We start from the raw sequence: 16,472 nt of genomic DNA, 5'->3' as shown, positions 1-16,472 counted from the left end.
AGAATGCACGCGCCGCCGGCTGTCGGCGGCAACGGAAGGAGGCAGAGATGGCCGAACGGTCTTTTGCCAAGGAAGTCGAAAAACTCAGGCTCGGCGCCGGCGAGGAATTTGCCGGCGAGGGCATCCTCGCCATCACCAAGGCGCTGCTGCAATGCGGCGTCGGTTATGTCGGCGGCTATCAGGGCGCGCCGATCAGCCATCTGATGGACGTTCTGGCCGACGCGCAGGACATTCTGGGCGAGCTCGGCGTGCATTTCGAGGCCAGCGCCTCGGAAGCCACCGCCACCGCCATGCTCGCCGCCTCGGTGCACTACCCGATCCGAGGTGCCGCGACCTTCAAGTCGACGGTCGGTACCAACGTCGCCTCCGACGCGCTGGCCAATCTCGCCTCCGGCGGCGTCACCGGCGGCGCGCTGATCATCGTCGGCGAGGATTATGGCGAGGGCTCCTCGATCATGCAGGAGCGCAGCCATGCCTTCGCCATGAAGAGCCAGGTCTGGCTGCTCGACCCGCGCCCCAATCTGCCATCTATAGTCAAAGCGGTGGAGGACGGTTTCGAGCTGTCGGAAATCTCCAACACGCCGGTCATGTTGCAGGTGCGCATCCGTTGCTGCCATGTGCATGGCCATTTCATCGCCAAGGACAACAAGCGCCCGCCGATGACGGTCGCCGATGCGCTGGACGCACCGCGCCGCGACACCGGCCGCATCGTGCTGCCGCCCGCCTCCTTCCTGCACGAGAAGGAGAAGGTGGCGAAGCGCTGGCCGGCGGCGGTGGATTTCATCACCAGGAACAAGATCAACGAGTTCTTCGGCTCGGACCACGGCTCGGTCGGCATCGTCATGCAGGGCGGCATGTACAATTCGGTCATCCGCGCGCTGCAGCGGCTCGGCCTTGCCGACACCTATGGCGACACGGATGTGCCGCTCTACGTGCTCAACGCCGTCTATCCCCTGATCGACGACGAATTCCTGTCTTTCTGCGAAGGCAAGCAAGCGGTGCTGGTGGTGGAGGAAGGCCAGCCCAACTATATCGAACAGGCCTTTGCCGCGATGCTGCACAAGGCCGGGCGCGGCACCCGCCTGGTCGGCAAGGAGCATCTGCCGATGGCCGGCGAATATACCGGCCAGGTCATGCTCGACGGCATCGGCGCCTTCCTGCGCGCCGAGGCGCCGCATCTGTTGCCGGGCGAGGTGCGCGCGCCCAACAAGGTTGGCGACGGCGTCGACACGGCTGACCTGATCAACGTCGTGCCGGGCCGGCCGCCGGGCTTCTGCATCGGTTGCCCGGAACGGCCGATTTTTGCCGCGACCAAGCTGGTCGAGCAGGAACTCGGCAAGCACCACATAGCCTCCGACATCGGCTGCCATCTGTTCTCGATCATGCCGCCTTTCGAACTCGGCGCGACAACCATGGGTTACGGGCTGGGTCCGGCCTCGGCCTCGGCGTTCAATTCGCCCGACGCCAAGCGCCGCTCGATCTCCTTCGTCGGCGACGGCGGCTTCTGGCACAATGGCCTGACCTCCTCGATCGGCAATGCGGTGTTCAACAAGAATGACGGCGTCATCGTCATCGTCGACAATTTTTACTCCGCGGCCACTGGGGGGCAGGACATCCTGTCGTCGCGCGCCGGCAACAAGACGAAGTCGACCAAGCATCCGATCACCGAGGCGGTGAAAGGCATGGGCGTCAAGTGGCTGCGCCACGTCGACCGCACCTACGATGTCGGCAAGATGCAGGACACCTTGCGCGAGGCGCTGACGACGGACGAAAAGGGGCCAAAAGTCATCGTCGCCTCGTCGGAATGCATGCTCAACCGCCAGCGCCGCGAAAAGCCGCTGGTCGACAAGGCGATCAAAGGCGGCGAGCGTGTCGTCAAGCCGAAATTCGGCGTCGACGAGGACATCTGCACCGGCGACCATGCCTGCATGCGGCTCTCCGGCTGCCCGTCGCTGTCGGTGAAATCGCTCGACGATCCGCTGCGCGACGATCCGGTCGCATCGATCGACCAGAACTGCGTCGGCTGCGGCAATTGCGGCGAGGTGGCGGATGCGGCTGTGCTCTGCCCGTCCTTCTACCGCGCCGATGTCGTACACAATCCAAGCCGCTGGGATCGTTTCCTCGAAGCCACGCGCCGCGCGACGATCGGCTTCCTGCAGAGGCGGCGCGAAAGCCGTCGCCTGACATTCGCCGATGCTTGAGCCTGTCCCCTCCCTGCGTCCCAGCTCCGGTGCTGCCGATGAGCAGGTGATCAAGCTCGCCGTGCTGGCGGTTGGCGGCCAGGGCGGCGGCGTGCTCGCCGACTGGATCACCGATGTCGCCGAGCGCAATGGCTATGTCGCGCAATCGACCTCGGTCGCCGGCGTCGCCCAGCGCACCGGCGCCACCATCTATTATATCGAAATGGCCCGCGACACGGGCCGCCTGCCGGTCTTCGCCCTGTCGCCCTCGCAGGGCGATGTCGACATATTGATCGCCGCCGAACTGATGGAAGCCGGCCGCGCTATCATCCGGGGGTTCGTCACCCCCAACCGCACGACGCTGATCGCTTCCTCGCATCGCATCGCCGCCGTCTCGGAAAAGATCGAACCGGGCGACGGCCGAGCCTCGTCGTCCAAGGTCCAAGCCACGGCGGAAGCCGCGTCGAAGCGCTTCATCGCCTTCGACATGGAGAAGATCGCCGCCGACAACGGCTCGATGATCTCGGCCAGCCTGCTTGGCGCGCTGGCCGGCTCCGACGCACTGCCGTTTACCCGCGAGAGCTATGAGCAGGCAATCGGCAACGGCGGCCGTGGCGTCAAGGCCAGCCTCGCCGCCTTCGGCGTGGCGTTCGATCGCGCGCGCGGCGTGGCGATGCCGGCGCCGAAACCGGCGGAGCCAGCGATTGTCGAATCCGCCTTGGGTGCCGGGCACGTGAGTGGCCCGCAAAACATGTTGCAGGGATGGCTGGCGCTGGCCGCCCGCATCGACCAGATGCCGGTGGCGGTGCGCGACATGGCGCTTCGGGGTCTGAGAAAGGTCGTCGACTATCAGGACATCGCCTATGGGCGCGAATATCTCGATCGGCTGGACAAAGCCGTCGCGCTGGACAGCGCCGGCCACGCCCATGCACTGACAATCGCCGCCGCCAAGCATCTGGCCAATGCCATGTGCTACGACGACATGATCCGCGTCGCCGATCTGAAGACGCGCTCGACCCGCGACAGGCGCGTACGCAAGGAGGTTGGCGTCAAGGACGGTTCGGTCCTGCAGGTGACCGAGTACTTCCATCCGCGCATCGAGGAGTTCTGCGGCACGCTGCCGGCGGGGCTCGGCAGCTACATCGAGAACCGGCCCAAACTCGCCGGCTTCCTCGACCGCCGCATCAACCATGGCCGCCGCATCCGCACTGACAGTTTTGCCGGCTTTGCCGCCCTGTGGTTCATCGGCGGCCTGCGCCGCTGGCGTCGTGGCCTGCTGCGCCACAAGGTCGAGCTTGCCCATCTAGATCGCTGGTACGCACTAGCGCTCGACCATGTTGGGCAAGACTATGCGCTTGCCGTCGAAATCCTCAACTGCCGCCGGCTGATCAAGGGCTACAGCGACACGCATGTGCGCGCCCAGTCGAAATTCGACCGCGTACTCTCTGCTCTCGACCTGCTCGAGGGCCGCGACGACGCCGCCGACTGGATCCGCCGCTTGCGCGAGGCGGCGCTCAAGGACGAGAAGGGCGACATGCTCGACGGTGCGCTGAAGACCGTGGCGACGCTGGGATCATCTTCAGTCATCTGAGTTTCAACGGGCGGCCTCCGCCGATTGCGCCGCCAATCGCCTCCGTGACTCTAGCCACGGCAACACGGCTGGCCGCCACCGTTGCATCTTCTCTCCCATCAATCCGCTCTTCGTGAACGTCGTTCATTTTTCTCTTGAACACTGTTCACATTGTGGTACGTTGGCACCATGAACATTGTTCATAGGGAGAAGCGGAAATGTTGAACAACTCCACGTTGACGCGGGGCAGGGTCGCTGGCCGGAACGAGCCTGGGCCTGCGATCCCGGGGAAGATCTGACCGGTAAGAAGTTTAACCAGCTCACGCTATTACAACGATTGAAACAGCGCATGAACCCGCGGGGATCACCGGAGCATCGCCGCGTGGTTCCGCCAAATGGGAAATCGCCATGAACACGCATCTCATGCTTTCGCGGCGCTTCGCGCCGCTTTTCTGGACGCAGTTCCTGTCCGCCTTCAACGACAATTTCCTCAAGAACACGCTGGTGTTCCTGATCCTCTTCACACTTGCCGCCGATCAGGCGGCCTCGCTGGTCACTTTGGCCGGCGCCGTGTTCATGGCTCCGTTCCTGCTCCTGTCGGCACTGGGCGGCGAGATTGCCGACCGCTTCGACAAGGCGCTCATCGCCCGCCGGCTGAAATTTGCGGAGATCGGCGCCGCCGCCGTCGCGGTCGTCGGCATCGCGCTGTCCTCCATTCCCGTGCTGATGACGGCGCTGTTGATGTTCGGCGTCATCTCGGCACTGTTTGGGCCGATCAAATACGGCATCCTGCCCGATCATCTCGAACGCAAGGAGTTGCCCCGCGCCAACGCCTGGATCGAGTCGGCGACCTTCGCCGCCATCCTCGGCGGCACGATCGTGGGCGGCATCGTCTCCGCCGACGGCATTGGTGTCGCCGTCTTCGGCCCGATGATGATGATCCTGGCGGTCGGCTGCTGGGTCGTCAGCCGTTCCATCCCTTCGACCGGCTCGGCCGCGCCGAACCTTGTCATCGACTGGAACATCTTCCGCTCGACATGGCGGCAGGTCAGCGAATTGCGCACCGACACGCGCATCTGGCGCGCCGGATTGATGACCTCGTGGTTCTGGCTGATCGGCGCCATCGTGCTTTCGATCCTGCCGACGCTGATCAAGGATCAGCTCGGCGGCAACGAGATCGCGGTCACCGCCTATCTCGCGGTGTTCGCCGTCTCCATCGCCATCGGCTCGGCGATCGCCGCCTGGATGTCGCAGGGCCGCATGGTGCTGCTTCCGGCGCCGGTCGGCACGGCGCTGCTGGCGCTGTTCGGCTTGCACCTTGCCTGGACGATCTGGAGCATGCAGCCTTCGCCCAAGGCCGAAACCCTTGGCCTCTTCTTCGCCGGGCCGAACACGATCCGTGTTGCGATCGACCTTGCCGGCATGGCCATTTCCAGCGCCTTCCTGGTGGTGCCGACCTTCGCTGCCGTGCAGGCCTGGTCGCCCGAGGCGCGCCGCGCCCGCGTCGTCGCCGCTGTCAGCATCGTCAACGCCGGCTTCATGACGCTGGGCGGCATCCTCGTCGCCGCCATTCAGGCCGCCGGCGTCTCCATTGCCAGCGTGCTGTTCGGGCTTGCCGCCTTCAATGCCGTGGCCGCCTGGCTGATGTTGAAATATCTGCCGACCAACGCCTTCCGCGACTTCGTCTCCATTCTCTTCCGCGCCTTCCATCGTCTGGAAGTGGAAGGCCTGGAGAACCTCAAGGCCGCGGGCCCGGCACCGATCCTGGCGCTCAACCATGTCAGCTTCCTCGACGGCCCGCTGGCGCTGACACTGACCGATGAAGAGCCGGTCTTCGCCATCGACTACACGATCGCGCAGGCCTGGTGGATGAAGCCGTTCCTCAAATTGACCCGAGCCCTGCCGCTCAATCCGGCCAAGCCGATGTCGACGCGCACGCTGATCAAGATCGTGCAGAACGGCGACCCGCTGGTCATCTTCCCGGAGGGCCGCATCACCGTCACCGGCGGGCTGATGAAGGTCTATGACGGCGCCGCCATGGTGGCCGACAAGACCGGCTCGATGGTGGTGCCGATCCGTATCGAGGGGCTGGAGAAAAGCCCCTTCTCGCGGCTGACGGCGCAGCATGTCCGCCACCGCCTGTTCCCGAAGGTCAGGGTGACCATATTGCCGCCGGTCAAGCTCAAGGTCGACGACGAGCTGAAAGGCCGCAAGCGCCGGGCCGCCGCCGGTGCCGCACTCTACCAGGTGATGTCCGACCTCGTCTTCCGCACCCAGCATATCGACAAGACCGTGCTCGAAAGGATCATCGAGACGGCGACCGAGCGCGGCATGAAGCAACTCGCCGTGCAGGATCCGGTCGCCGGTTCGCTGAGCTACGGCAAGCTGCTCACTGGTGTCGCCGTGCTCGGCGAGAAGTTCGAAACGCTCTATGGCGGACAGGACACGCTCGGCATCATGCTGCCCAACGCCAATGGCGCCTGTGCTGCGCTGCTCGGCGTCATGTCGGCCGGCAAGGTCCCGGCGATGATCAACTTCACAGCCGGTGCCGCCAACATCCTGTCCGCCTGCAAGGCGGCGGAGGTAACCACCATTCTGACCTCTCGGGCTTTTGTCGAGCAGGCCAAGCTCGGCGCGACGGTCGAGGAGGTCGGCCGGTCGGTGAACATCGTCTGGCTCGATGATCTGCGTGCAACCATCGGCCTCAAGGACAAGCTGCTTGGCCTGTTGCGCAAGAGCACGCCCAGGGTTGCCCGCAAGGCCTCCGACCCGGCCGTGATCCTGTTCACCTCAGGCTCCGAAGGCACGCCGAAGGGCGTGGTGCTCACCCATCGCAACATCCTGGCCAATGCCGCGCAGGCCGCCTCGCGCATCGATTTCCACTCGGGCGACAAGGTGTTCAACGTGCTGCCGATCTTCCATTCCTTCGGGTTGACGGCGGGCACGGTGCTGCCGCTGGTGTCGGGAGTCCCCGTCTATTTCTATCCGTCGCCGCTGCACTACCGCATTGTGCCGGAACTGGTCTATGCCTCGAACGCGACGATCATTTTCGGCACCGACACCTTCCTCAACGGCTATGCACGCACCGCGCATCCCTATGATTTCCGCTCGGTGCGCTATTGCTTTTCCGGCGCCGAGCCGGTCAAGGCCTCGACCCGCGAAACCTATATGGAGAAGTTCGGCCTGCGCATTCTCGAAGGCTACGGCGTCACCGAGACGGCGCCGGTGATCTCCATCAACACACCGATGTACAACAAATCAGGCACGGTCGGAAAAATCATGCCCGGCATGGAATACCGCCTGGAACCAGTGATCGGCGTCGAAGGTGGCGGACGGTTGTTCGTGCGCGGCCCCAACGTCATGGCGGGCTATCTCAGGGCCGAAAAGCCTGGTGTGCTCGAACCCCTGCACGACGGCTGGCACGACACTGGAGACATCGTCAGCATCGACGAGGCCGGTTTCGTCAGCATCCGTGGCCGCGCCAAGCGCTTCGCCAAGATCGGCGGCGAGATGATTTCGCTGGCTGCCGTCGAAGCATTGGCGGGCGAGCTGTGGAAAGGCTCGCTCTCGGCGGTCGCGACCGTGCCGGATCCGCGCAAGGGCGAAAGACTGGTGCTCATCACCGAAGCCGAAAGGGCGACGCGCGCCGAGTTTCTGGCCTTCGCCAAGGCGAACGGCGCCATGGACCTGATGGTGCCGGCCGAAGTGCGAGTCGTGTCGCATGTGCCGGTGCTTGGCTCGGGCAAGATCGACTTCGTCGGCGTGACCAAGCTGGTGCGCGGCGAAGACTTCGCGCCCGCCAAGGTCGAGGCCGCCTGATCACCGGCAACAGCGAGGCGACGCCGCGTCAGGAAACGCGGCGTTGCCAGAGCCTCAGGCGATCAGGTTCATCATCGGCTTCACCGCACCCGAGTCCGGAAACACCTTCTCGCCGAGCACGGCGGCCGAAAGTCCGAACTGGTCGGCGAGCAGGCCTTTCAGCACCGCCCTGACATCGCTGGTCGGCGCAAGGTCGCGCTGCTGGTAAAGTTGCGCCGGCTTCAGCCCCGGCCAGTCGGCGATGACGCGGCCGCCCTTGATCGCGCCGCCGGCGAGCAGCACCACGGTGCCGGTGCCGTGATCGGTGCCGACCGTGCCGTTGATCCGCGCCGTGCGGCCGAATTCGGTGATGGCGACGATCGCCGTATCCTTCCAGCGCTCGCCGAGACCTTTTTCGAATTCCTCGAAGGCACCGTCGAGGCCGCCGAGCAAAGTGGCGAGCCGGCCGGTCGCGCCGCCCTCGTTGACATGCGTGTCCCAGCCGTCGAAGGCGAGTGCCGCGACGCGCGGCCCGTCATCGGCCGCGATCAGCCTGGCCGCACCTTGCGCGGCTTGCCGCATGCCGGCGGCGCTGTCGAGGCCGCCTCTAGGCTTCATCGCCTTGGCGCCGATCTGGTCGTCGAGCGCCATGCGGTCGGCGTCGAGGCCCTTTTGCAGCGCCACCGCCAGAACCGGGTCGCGGTGCTGGTAGAGATCGAGAACACGCGTCACGAGGTCGCCGGCGGGCGCCGGTAGCGATTGCGGCGCCCAGCCGAGTACTGGTGCAGCGCCACGGATCACCAGCGGCGTCGACGGCCCGACGGCCAGGCCGCCAAGCGTCGCCACGCGGTCGCCCGCCGGCAGGTTCTCGAGCGCCCGGTTGAGCCAGCCGGTAGCGACATGGCCGGGACCGGCAAAGCCGCTTTCCAGCACATCCTGTCCGTCGAAATGCGAGCGCTCGCGATAGCCGGTCGCCGCCGCATGCACGACCGCCGCCTGGTTCGCCTTGAACAGGCGCGCGAACTCCGGCATCGCCGGATTGACCGCGAAGAAACCATCGAGCGGCAGCGCCGCATGCGGGCCGGAAAGCGATAGCGCGATGTCACCATGCAGGCCGGCATAGTCGGGATCGCCGACCGGACCGATCGCCGACAGGCCGTCCAGCGCGCCGCGCAGTACGATGACGATCAGGCGCGGGTCGCGATTGTCGGCGGCGCGGGCGAAGCGCGGCAGATAGGCCCAGGCGAACAGCGAGCCGCCGGTCATCAGCACGGCGCGGCGGGAAGGATGAGGTGTTTCACACAGCAGGCTCATGACATTGTCTCCATTGTCCGCGCTGGCGCTATCGGCGCTGGAATTCGGGCGCCATCAGCAACAGCGCCAGGCCTTGCTGCTTGGACTCGGCGCGGGCGACCGCCTGGCGCGTTTCCGGCGAGGCGGAGGGACCGATGACCGCGTCGAGCATGTCGTTGGGATTGCCGATGTCTTTCACTTGCCTGGCAGCCTGCCAGGCGATGTCGAGCCGTGTCTTCATGCCCTCCGCCGATGCCCAGCTGTCCGCCTGGTCGGAAAAGCCGTTCGGTCCCGGCGGCCGCCAGAGCGGCTCGCCCAGCGCGTTGAGCCAGTTGAGCGACTGGCCGGGATCGTTCGGTCCCGGGCCGGCCGCCCGCCTGATGGCGGTGACATAGTCGAGGGGCGAGCGCATCTTGGCCAATGGTGTCGACCACGCCTCCGGCAGGTCGATGAGCGCCGCCGCCAGTGCCCTGAGATTGCCGTCGTTCTTGATGAACACCTTGGCGAGACGGGCGACCACCGCCGGCGGCGGGGCGTCGGCTATGAAATGGCGGGCAAGTTGCGTGGCGATGTGTTGCGCGGTCGCCGGATGACGGGCGATGTCATCGAGCGCGGCCTCGGCCTGGCCCATGCCGCCGGCCGGATAGGTCTTGCCGAGCAGCATCGCGTCGCCCGGCTCGTGCGCATTGGCGTTGAAGACGAAACTGCCGGGTTCGCCCAGCCGTCCTTCCCGTCCGGCCATCGTCCAGCCGGTCAGGATGCGCGCGAAGCTGGTGACGTCGGCCTGGCTATAGCCGCTGCCGACACCGAGCGTGTGCAGTTCCAGGATCTCGCGGGCGAGGTTCTCGTTGAGGCCGCGCTGGCGGTTCTTGCCGGCGCGCGAATTCGGGCCGATAGAGTGCTGATTGTCGAGATAGAACAGCATCGCCGGATGCCGCTCCACCGCCATGAGCATGTCGGCGAAACGCCCGAGCACGAAGGGCCGGATGGCTTCCCGTTCGAAGGCCCCGGCGCTGGCGCGCACGATGTTGCCCTTCGCCACGGAGACGCAGAAATGGTTCGACCAGAAATAGACCAGACGCTCGACGAAGCCGGCCTCGGCCCGCAAGGCTTTGTCGAAGCGCGCCTGTGCCTCGGCCCGGAACAAGGTGACCTCGACAGGCGGCACGGCGGGTTTGGCCTTGGCAGCGGGCGACGACACGCCCGATGCGGCCGGTGGCGGCATAGCCGAGGCCGAGGCTGGCGTGCCCGTTGCCGTTGCCGGCTGCTCTGTCGCCATCCGCTCCCGGTCCAGCTTGCGCTGGAGGTTTGCCGCCATGCTGGCCTGGATGGCAGACGTGCTTCCCTCGAGATCGGTGTAGGCCGGATCGTCAGGCGAGATCATGGCGACGTCCGGCCGTCGCAGTTCCGCCTTGAGATAGCCGCGAGGATCGTCCGCCAGCCCGTCGCGGTCGCCGGGCCGGGCCCCGAGCCCGAAGCGATTGAAGGCAATCAGGGCTGGATCCAGCAGGGCGGAACCTTTAGCCGGGGCTGCCATGTCAGCTCTCCATGGTTGGATATCACGGGAGGCGCGCGACGCCCGACTGGGCTGTTTCCCAGCTCAAGTTGGGAATAGGCGGCCGGGCCGGCGTGTGTCGCCCGGCCCTCCACGCGCCTACCAGCGATGCCAGCGATGCCAGTGGCGGTGCGGATGCCAGCCGTAATAGGCCGGGCCGTGCCAATAGCGGTAGCGCGGATACACCACGACACGGTTGGGAACGCAGCGCCCCCAGTGATTGGGATGCCAGCCGGGCCCGCAGCCCCAGGCCACATGCTCGATCAGCGCCGGGGCGGCCGGTTGCACCGTCATCGGCATGGCGGCGGAGGTCGCGACGGTTGCGCCGGTTCCGGTCAAGGCGAGGACGGCTGCTGCCGCGTATTGTGTCAGACGGTTCATGACGTTACTCCGAATGTTGTCCGAGAATGAAAACCTGTTCGTACCGATTGGTCCGGCAGGTCTGCCCTTCCCCTAGTTAAACGGCCTTGCGAGCGTTTTCCGTCGGTCGTCACGGCGATTTTTTTGGTGCTACGGCCGCGCGGCGTTCCACATGGCGCATCAGTGCCGCGGCCAGCGCGCTCCGGTTCTGCGGCGATGTGTCCGCCGCGAAGTCGACAATGGCCTGTTCAAGCCGCGTGCGCACGGTCACGTCAGCGTTGCGCGCCCGCTCCAGGGCGGCGGACAAAGCCACGGTGTCCACAACGGGTTGGCGCAACAGGTCCGCCGCCTCCTGCCTTGACTGCTGGCCGTCAAGAATAGTCTGGCGGGCTTCAATGCGTACTTGCCGCAGCGCCTTGCGAAAGGACTTGCGATCTTTTTCGGGAAGCTGTCCGCCAACCGACTCCAACGAGTACCCGGCGCCTGCCCTGGCATTTCTCAGCCAGACGGCCCCGCTGACAAATGCCCCGGCAAGAAAGACGTTCAGCACGACCGAGGCGATGACCAGACCACGAACCCAGCGCGCGCTCATAGGCTCTCCTCACCATTTTCGGCATCGGGGCCGGCATCGCCGAACGCCGTCGCGTTGGCATCCAGCACATAGTGATCCGATCCGGTTTCCGGCGTGACAACGCTCACCAGCGCCAATCCGGCAACGGCGCCCGCCAGGCCAATGCCGGCGAGACCCAGGCCCAACCACCAGAACCGATGGTGTCGGCGCTGGACGAGGTGCCGGTCGGCCGCGCGCAGGATGCTGCCGTGCAGCGCCTTGCCGGGATGCTGGACCCGATAGCTGTCGAGCAGGGCGTCAAGTCTGCCGGCGTGTCGCGAAATGGCCTGGCCCGCTTCGCTTGACGCAAAGGCCCAGGCGGCTTCGCGTTCCGCATCCGGCCAGCGGCGCACATCGCCGCCATAGGCTTCCGCCAGCGCCGCGAAACGCTTGGCATCCATTGCCGGCCCGTCTTCGATGTCTTCAGCCATTTGTTTTCCCCTTGCCCCTTGGTGCCGGGTGCCCACGCGGGTTGGAAACGACGCAGACCACCCGGACACCCGTAAGGCGGGTTGAATGTACAGTATTCGGGCGCGCGCCTTTCTCAGTCATCGCAGCCATCCCTGGCCAGCATCGCCTGCAGCGCCCGCCGGCCGCGCGACAGCAGGCTCTCCAGGGCATCGACACTGATCTCCAGGGTCGCGGCCGCCTCGATGTTGGACATCTCCTGGTAGTAGACCAGGATGATCGCCTCGCGCTGGCGTGGCGCGATTGCCTGCAAGGCCCGCTCGACCCGATGCGCCTCGTCGCCAGGATGGGAATCGGGAAGCGAGGCGGGATCGACAATGTCCGGCACTTCGTCGGTCACCCATTCGCGGCGCCGACGCAGCCGGTCGTAGCAAAGGTTGAGCGTGACGCGGTGGATCCAGGTGTCGAAGCGTGCATTGCCACGCCGCCACTTCGAGGCATGACGCCAGATGCGCATAAAGGTTTCCTGCGCGACATCCTCGGCCTCCGCCGCATCGCCCAGCATGCGCACGGCAAGCGAAAGGATGCGCGGCAACTTCCGCGCGACGAGCGCCTGCACCGCCGCGGGATCGCCAGCACCGACCCGACGAACCAACTCCTCGTCCGGATCGCCGCTCATCGGCTGGCGCACTTCCGATATCCATCACACGTCATAGCCTCTTGGTCACTGCTCCGGCTTGGGAGCGGATTTGTGGCCCGGCATCTCGTCGGCCGTCAGCATGCCGTCGCCATTCTTGTCGAGCCGGGCAAAGCGCTTGGCGAAGAACGCATCGAGCTCGGCCCGGTCGATCAAGCCGTCATGATTGGAATCGATGCGCGCGAAGGATTTGGCCGGATCGCCCTTGACGTTGCGCTTGGCCTGAAAAGCCTCCCACTCCAGCAGGCTGATCTTGCCGTCGCCGTCCGTGTCGGCGGCCATGATCGCCTTCTCCCGCCGTTTCTGGAACTTGGCCAGTGTGATGTCGGACTTGGCGGCCGACGATGTAGCAGCGGGCGACGCGGCGGCCGGTGGCGTCGCGGCCGGTGGCTGTGCCGCTGTCTGGGCCGGAGCCGCGGTGGTCAGCAGGCTCAAGGCAGCGGCAAGGATCGAACGGCGTATCATGGCTTTACGTCTCCGGTTGGCGCATGCCATGGCCCAATGCCATGGTCACGCTTCAACCGTTAAACGTCGCGATCGGAGAAATCCGTCGGTCACCCATGCCGATCACGCCGCTTGCCGGCGATGACGGACCTTCGCGGCCCGGGGAGCAGCAGAACACCTCCTCCGGCGCGTCTGGATACGCCCGGGCCGGCCATTCCTTGGCGAAAGCGGGAATTACGTCGATTGGTCGGCGGCTACCAGCTGCTCCTGCTTGAAGCCGGCATGCTGCGGCGTCCACACCTCGCCCTCTTTGTTGAACCAGTGGCACAGATACATGCCGGAAGCGGCGCCGTCGCTGACCGTCATCTTCGGGCCTCCCGACCTCAGCTTGACGACGTCTCCGGTCTTGAAAGTGTTGGGCATTTGGACCTCCCATGCTGACGCCTGTTATTTCATACCAAAACCGGTGTCCCGACAATGGCATATGGGTCTTCTGGGTTGCCGCCTTATGCGGCAACGCGGATCGCGCTCCAGGGGCGAACCGGCGACCTCCGCGGATCAGTCCACCTCGATCACACGCCGCGCCGGCTTCCTGACCGGCTCGCGTCGGCGCGCAGGCGGAGACTTGTCCGCCAATGCCTCCTGCTGCAGTCTCTGCTCCCTCAGGCGAGTTGTCTTGGCGTCCCTTGCGTGACGCTCGGCATCCAGCACCCGCTTCGCCTCGCGGTCCGCCCTTTCGAGCCTTTCCTTGTCGACACGCCTTGGCAATTTGAAACCTCCTGTCCGTAGAAACCACGGCAGGAAATGTGCGACCCAAGCGTCTGTTCCAAAAAACAAGCGTCTGTTCCAAAAAAATAGAAATGCGCGGTCCGCTATTGTGATTTGAAAAAGGCCCCATCGCACCTTGTCGACGCGTTTATAGGGCCCGAGGATCTCGCGCCTGGGCCGGTATCTGCAAGTCGCACGACTATCCGGCCTGGCAGAAGCAAACGGCCAGGATTCGGGCCATCTTCTGCGCATCCAAGCTGCTTCGACCATCGGCTTGAAAAACTGGTGCCGCTTAGGTGACTCGAACACCTGACCCCATCACTGCGAATTACGAAAACAGGCGTAGGACAGCGTGTCGGCTAGGTAGAGAGACTGGTAGTTGTCACCAAAACGGTTACTGGTTGGCAGTGTAACCAAAATGGTTACTTGATTGTCAGTTGTAACCAAAATGGTTACACTGCATTTGCGAAGGTAAACCCAACCATATTGGATTGTTTTTATTTGGCGGCGTGATAGGAATCAAGGCAGACTCTTCAGTAAGGGATTCGCACGATGACGTCCGTCCAAATTTCCCACGTGATGCTCGCACTCGCCCATTTGGCAGCAGCGTATGCGCTCTACTGGTCGCACTAGGCGCCGCACAGCAGCAAGCCGCGTGCCACCCGCACACTTGGGGCGAAGCGCATGCTTGTCGTGTTACAGGCGGCGGCTTTGGCCGAGCACCATAGCAAAAGGGCACCCCGTTGCCGGGATGCCCTTCCGTTCAGAACAACCGGGTCATGAGTAGGAGAACCGAAGCCCACCTAGGATGCATGAAGCATCCCATCTCAAGTCGGTAGCATGAGCTACCACCCGACTGGCTGGCCTCGATCGCGAAGAAAATGCTCACGGCATTCTCCGTTGCTATCGTGTGCGAGGACCCTTGGTGTAGCCGCCATCGCACATTTGACCATCGTCTGAGGGTTCTCTCCGTAAGCCATCTAAGGAACCCACAACCCGTGCGGCTATTTCGTAGTTGGTGGTGAAGTGGCTACGCGCTCACGCCACGTCAAGGCCGGCCACGAAACTTTCCACGTCGTCCAATGTGTCCGTGTACTCGCGACCGTGGATACCGCTCACCACGGTATTGTTTTTGGTGATCATATAGCCGGGGCCATAGTAGGCACGGAGCCATGAGCGAGCCGGCGTCTTGCGAAGCCCAATAAGTTTTGTCTACCATAACGGCGCAACATATTGTTTTTATTGGAGTTTTTGGTGCCGCTTAGGTGACTCGAACACCTGACCCCATCATTACGAATGATGTGCTCTACCAACTGAGCTAAAGCGGCCCGGGAGGCCAGGACCTCCAAGATGGGCAGGGTGATAGACTCAACGGGCCGCGAATTCAAGATGCGACTTGGCAAATCATGCGAAGAGCGCCGCCGCAATCGAAACCGGGGTTCTAGCGCCCCTGCATGCTGGAATCGGCGCCATGTCCGATTTTGTTTGCCGGAACATCGCGAAGATGGACTTTGGACGGCACGTCGAGGCAGAATGCGGCCGCCCGCCCGTTGATTGATTGGTCGCCTGCCGCTAACCATCGTGAAAGCTTGTGGCAATTTGCAGAGGGATCTCGCTTGGACGCGATCGAAAAAGCGATCCGGAACGCCTTGGAAAAGGGCAATGCCGAGAACCGAGCGTTCCGCGAGAGGGTCTATCGGTCGGCCTTCGCCGCGCTCGACCGTGCGCTCCAGGCCAATCCCGGCGTGACGGTGGAAGTCGCCATCAAGCGCCGCAAGGCGATTCAGGCGAAAATCACCGAAATCGAATCGGAGTACCTGCCGGCGGTGCCCGGCGTCGCCCCGCAGATCGACGCGCCGGCGGGCGAGGCCGAGGGCGGCGCAGCGCCTGCGGTCGAGGCCGGCCCGAGGGCGCCATCGCCCGCTGTCACCGTCGACGGCCCCGTGCAGCCCGCCTCCGATGCACCGCGCTCGCGCGTGCTGCCGGTGGTTCCCGACATCATGCCCGACGCCAACCTTCCCGGCGCGCCAGCCATCGACATGTCGGCTCCCGCAGCGCCGGGAGCCGCGACGGAAGTGACCCCAGACCGCGATGAGCGGCGCATTCGCGGCCGGCGCCTGCCGCTGACCGCCATTTTCTTCACGGTCACGCTGCTCGCGGCGATTGGCATCGGACTGTACTTCGCCATGCAGACCGGTGTGTTCAAGACGGCCGCGCAGCTCAACACCGCGCCGCCGGAAGCGCCTCCGACGGTCGAGGACCCCGATTTCACCCCGGCCGACGGCGCCAACGCGCCGGCAAAGCCCGGTGCCGCGGACCAGTCGCGCGCCTGGATCAATGTGTTTTCACCGACAGATCCGACCCATGTCGCCGCCCCGTCGGACGCCAAGGCCGAGGCCGTGAAGGATGACAGTGGGCCGTTCCTGCGCATCCAGTCCGGCGCCTCCGGCTCGGCGATCGCCTTCGATGTCGGGCAGGGCGTGCTGGAAAAGCTCGCCGGCAAGCATGCCGTGTTCGACATCATCGCCCGCGCCGAGGACGGCAAGGACACGCAGATCTCCGTCGACTGCAATTTCGGCGAACTCGGCGACTGCGGCCGCAAGCGCTACGCGGTCGGCCAGCAGAAAAACGAATATCTGTTCGACGTGAAGTTCCCCGACAAGCATCCGGGCTCGGCCGGAACCATCGCCATCAATTCCGATTTCGACAAGCAGGGCAAGGCGGTCAACATCTACGAGATCCGCGTGTCGATCGAGCCTTGAACTGAATCGCGACCGACATATCGACGG

13 protein-coding genes and 1 tRNA gene are annotated in these 16,472 nt (G+C 64.8%); 4 read left to right on the top strand and 10 right to left on the bottom strand.

Annotated elements, in window-relative coordinates; all coding sequences use genetic code 11:
• Positions 1 to 47: 47 nt before the first annotated feature.
• From LB536_RS16260 to LB536_RS16250, 3 genes are all read left to right on the top strand, one after another.
• Positions 48 to 2,201 (top strand): indolepyruvate ferredoxin oxidoreductase subunit alpha, encoded by a 2,154-nt coding sequence (locus LB536_RS16260; protein ID WP_224594264.1) that lies wholly within the window; start codon positions 48 to 50, stop codon positions 2,199 to 2,201.
• Positions 2,194 to 3,771, top strand: coding sequence for an indolepyruvate oxidoreductase subunit beta family protein (locus LB536_RS16255; RefSeq protein WP_224594261.1), 1,578 nt, complete (start codon positions 2,194 to 2,196; stop codon positions 3,769 to 3,771). The genes LB536_RS16260 and LB536_RS16255 overlap by 8 nt, the downstream gene beginning before the upstream one ends.
• A gap of 387 nt (positions 3,772 to 4,158) precedes the next feature.
• Positions 4,159 to 7,569 carry an acyl-[ACP]--phospholipid O-acyltransferase gene (locus LB536_RS16250; protein WP_224594258.1) on the top strand — a complete coding sequence of 1,137 codons (3,411 nt, stop codon included), beginning with the start codon at positions 4,159 to 4,161 and terminating at the stop codon, positions 7,567 to 7,569.
• A 54-nt stretch (positions 7,570 to 7,623) separates the two neighbouring features.
• On the opposite strand, the gene LB536_RS16245 is transcribed toward LB536_RS16250, so the two are convergent.
• The 10 genes from LB536_RS16245 to LB536_RS16200 form a co-directional block, all read right to left on the bottom strand.
• Positions 7,624 to 8,862: a DUF1501 domain-containing protein gene (locus LB536_RS16245; protein WP_224594255.1), complete on the bottom strand. Its 1,239-nt coding sequence runs from the start codon at positions 8,860 to 8,862 to the stop codon at positions 7,624 to 7,626.
• 28 nt (positions 8,863 to 8,890) lie between these two features.
• The gene (locus tag LB536_RS16240; protein WP_224594253.1) at positions 8,891 to 10,378 is read right to left on the bottom strand and encodes a DUF1800 family protein; all 1,488 of its coding nucleotides are present in this window, start codon (positions 10,376 to 10,378) and stop codon (positions 8,891 to 8,893) included.
• A 117-nt stretch (positions 10,379 to 10,495) separates the two neighbouring features.
• Positions 10,496 to 10,777, bottom strand: coding sequence for a GCG_CRPN prefix-to-repeats domain-containing protein (locus LB536_RS16235; protein ID WP_140810889.1), 282 nt, complete (start codon positions 10,775 to 10,777; stop codon positions 10,496 to 10,498).
• 109 nt (positions 10,778 to 10,886) lie between these two features.
• Positions 10,887 to 11,348, bottom strand: coding sequence for a periplasmic heavy metal sensor (locus LB536_RS16230; protein ID WP_224594252.1), 462 nt, complete (start codon positions 11,346 to 11,348; stop codon positions 10,887 to 10,889).
• Positions 11,345 to 11,797: a hypothetical protein gene (locus LB536_RS16225; protein ID WP_224594250.1), complete on the bottom strand. Its 453-nt coding sequence runs from the start codon at positions 11,795 to 11,797 to the stop codon at positions 11,345 to 11,347. The genes LB536_RS16230 and LB536_RS16225 overlap by 4 nt, the downstream gene beginning before the upstream one ends.
• A 113-nt stretch (positions 11,798 to 11,910) precedes the next feature.
• Complete coding sequence (locus LB536_RS16220; RefSeq protein ID WP_224594248.1) at positions 11,911 to 12,453, bottom strand: RNA polymerase sigma factor; 543 nt, start codon at positions 12,451 to 12,453, stop codon at positions 11,911 to 11,913.
• 45 nt (positions 12,454 to 12,498) lie between these two features.
• On the bottom strand, positions 12,499 to 12,936 hold the full coding sequence (locus LB536_RS16215) for an EF-hand domain-containing protein (protein ID WP_140757932.1): 438 nt from the start codon (positions 12,934 to 12,936) through the stop codon (positions 12,499 to 12,501).
• A gap of 213 nt (positions 12,937 to 13,149) precedes the next feature.
• Positions 13,150 to 13,338, bottom strand: a complete 189-nt coding sequence (locus tag LB536_RS16210; protein ID WP_140757931.1) for a YodC family protein — start codon at positions 13,336 to 13,338, stop codon at positions 13,150 to 13,152.
• 135 nt (positions 13,339 to 13,473) lie between these two features.
• On the bottom strand, positions 13,474 to 13,683 hold the full coding sequence (locus LB536_RS16205; protein WP_224594246.1) for a hypothetical protein: 210 nt from the start codon (positions 13,681 to 13,683) through the stop codon (positions 13,474 to 13,476).
• Positions 13,684 to 14,935: 1,252 nt separating this feature from the next.
• Positions 14,936 to 15,011: transfer RNA gene (locus LB536_RS16200), tRNA-Thr, on the bottom strand.
• Positions 15,012 to 15,299: 288 nt separating this feature from the next.
• On the opposite strand from LB536_RS16200, the gene LB536_RS16195 reads away from it, so the two are divergent.
• The gene (locus tag LB536_RS16195; protein ID WP_140757929.1) at positions 15,300 to 16,445 is read left to right on the top strand and encodes a hypothetical protein; all 1,146 of its coding nucleotides are present in this window, start codon (positions 15,300 to 15,302) and stop codon (positions 16,443 to 16,445) included.
• The last annotated feature ends 27 nt before the right edge of the window (positions 16,446 to 16,472 follow it).

Source organism: Mesorhizobium sp. ES1-3 (assembly GCF_020164795.1).
GTDB lineage: Bacteria > Pseudomonadota > Alphaproteobacteria > Rhizobiales > Rhizobiaceae > Mesorhizobium.
This window is presented reverse-complemented; position numbering and strand designations above follow the sequence as displayed.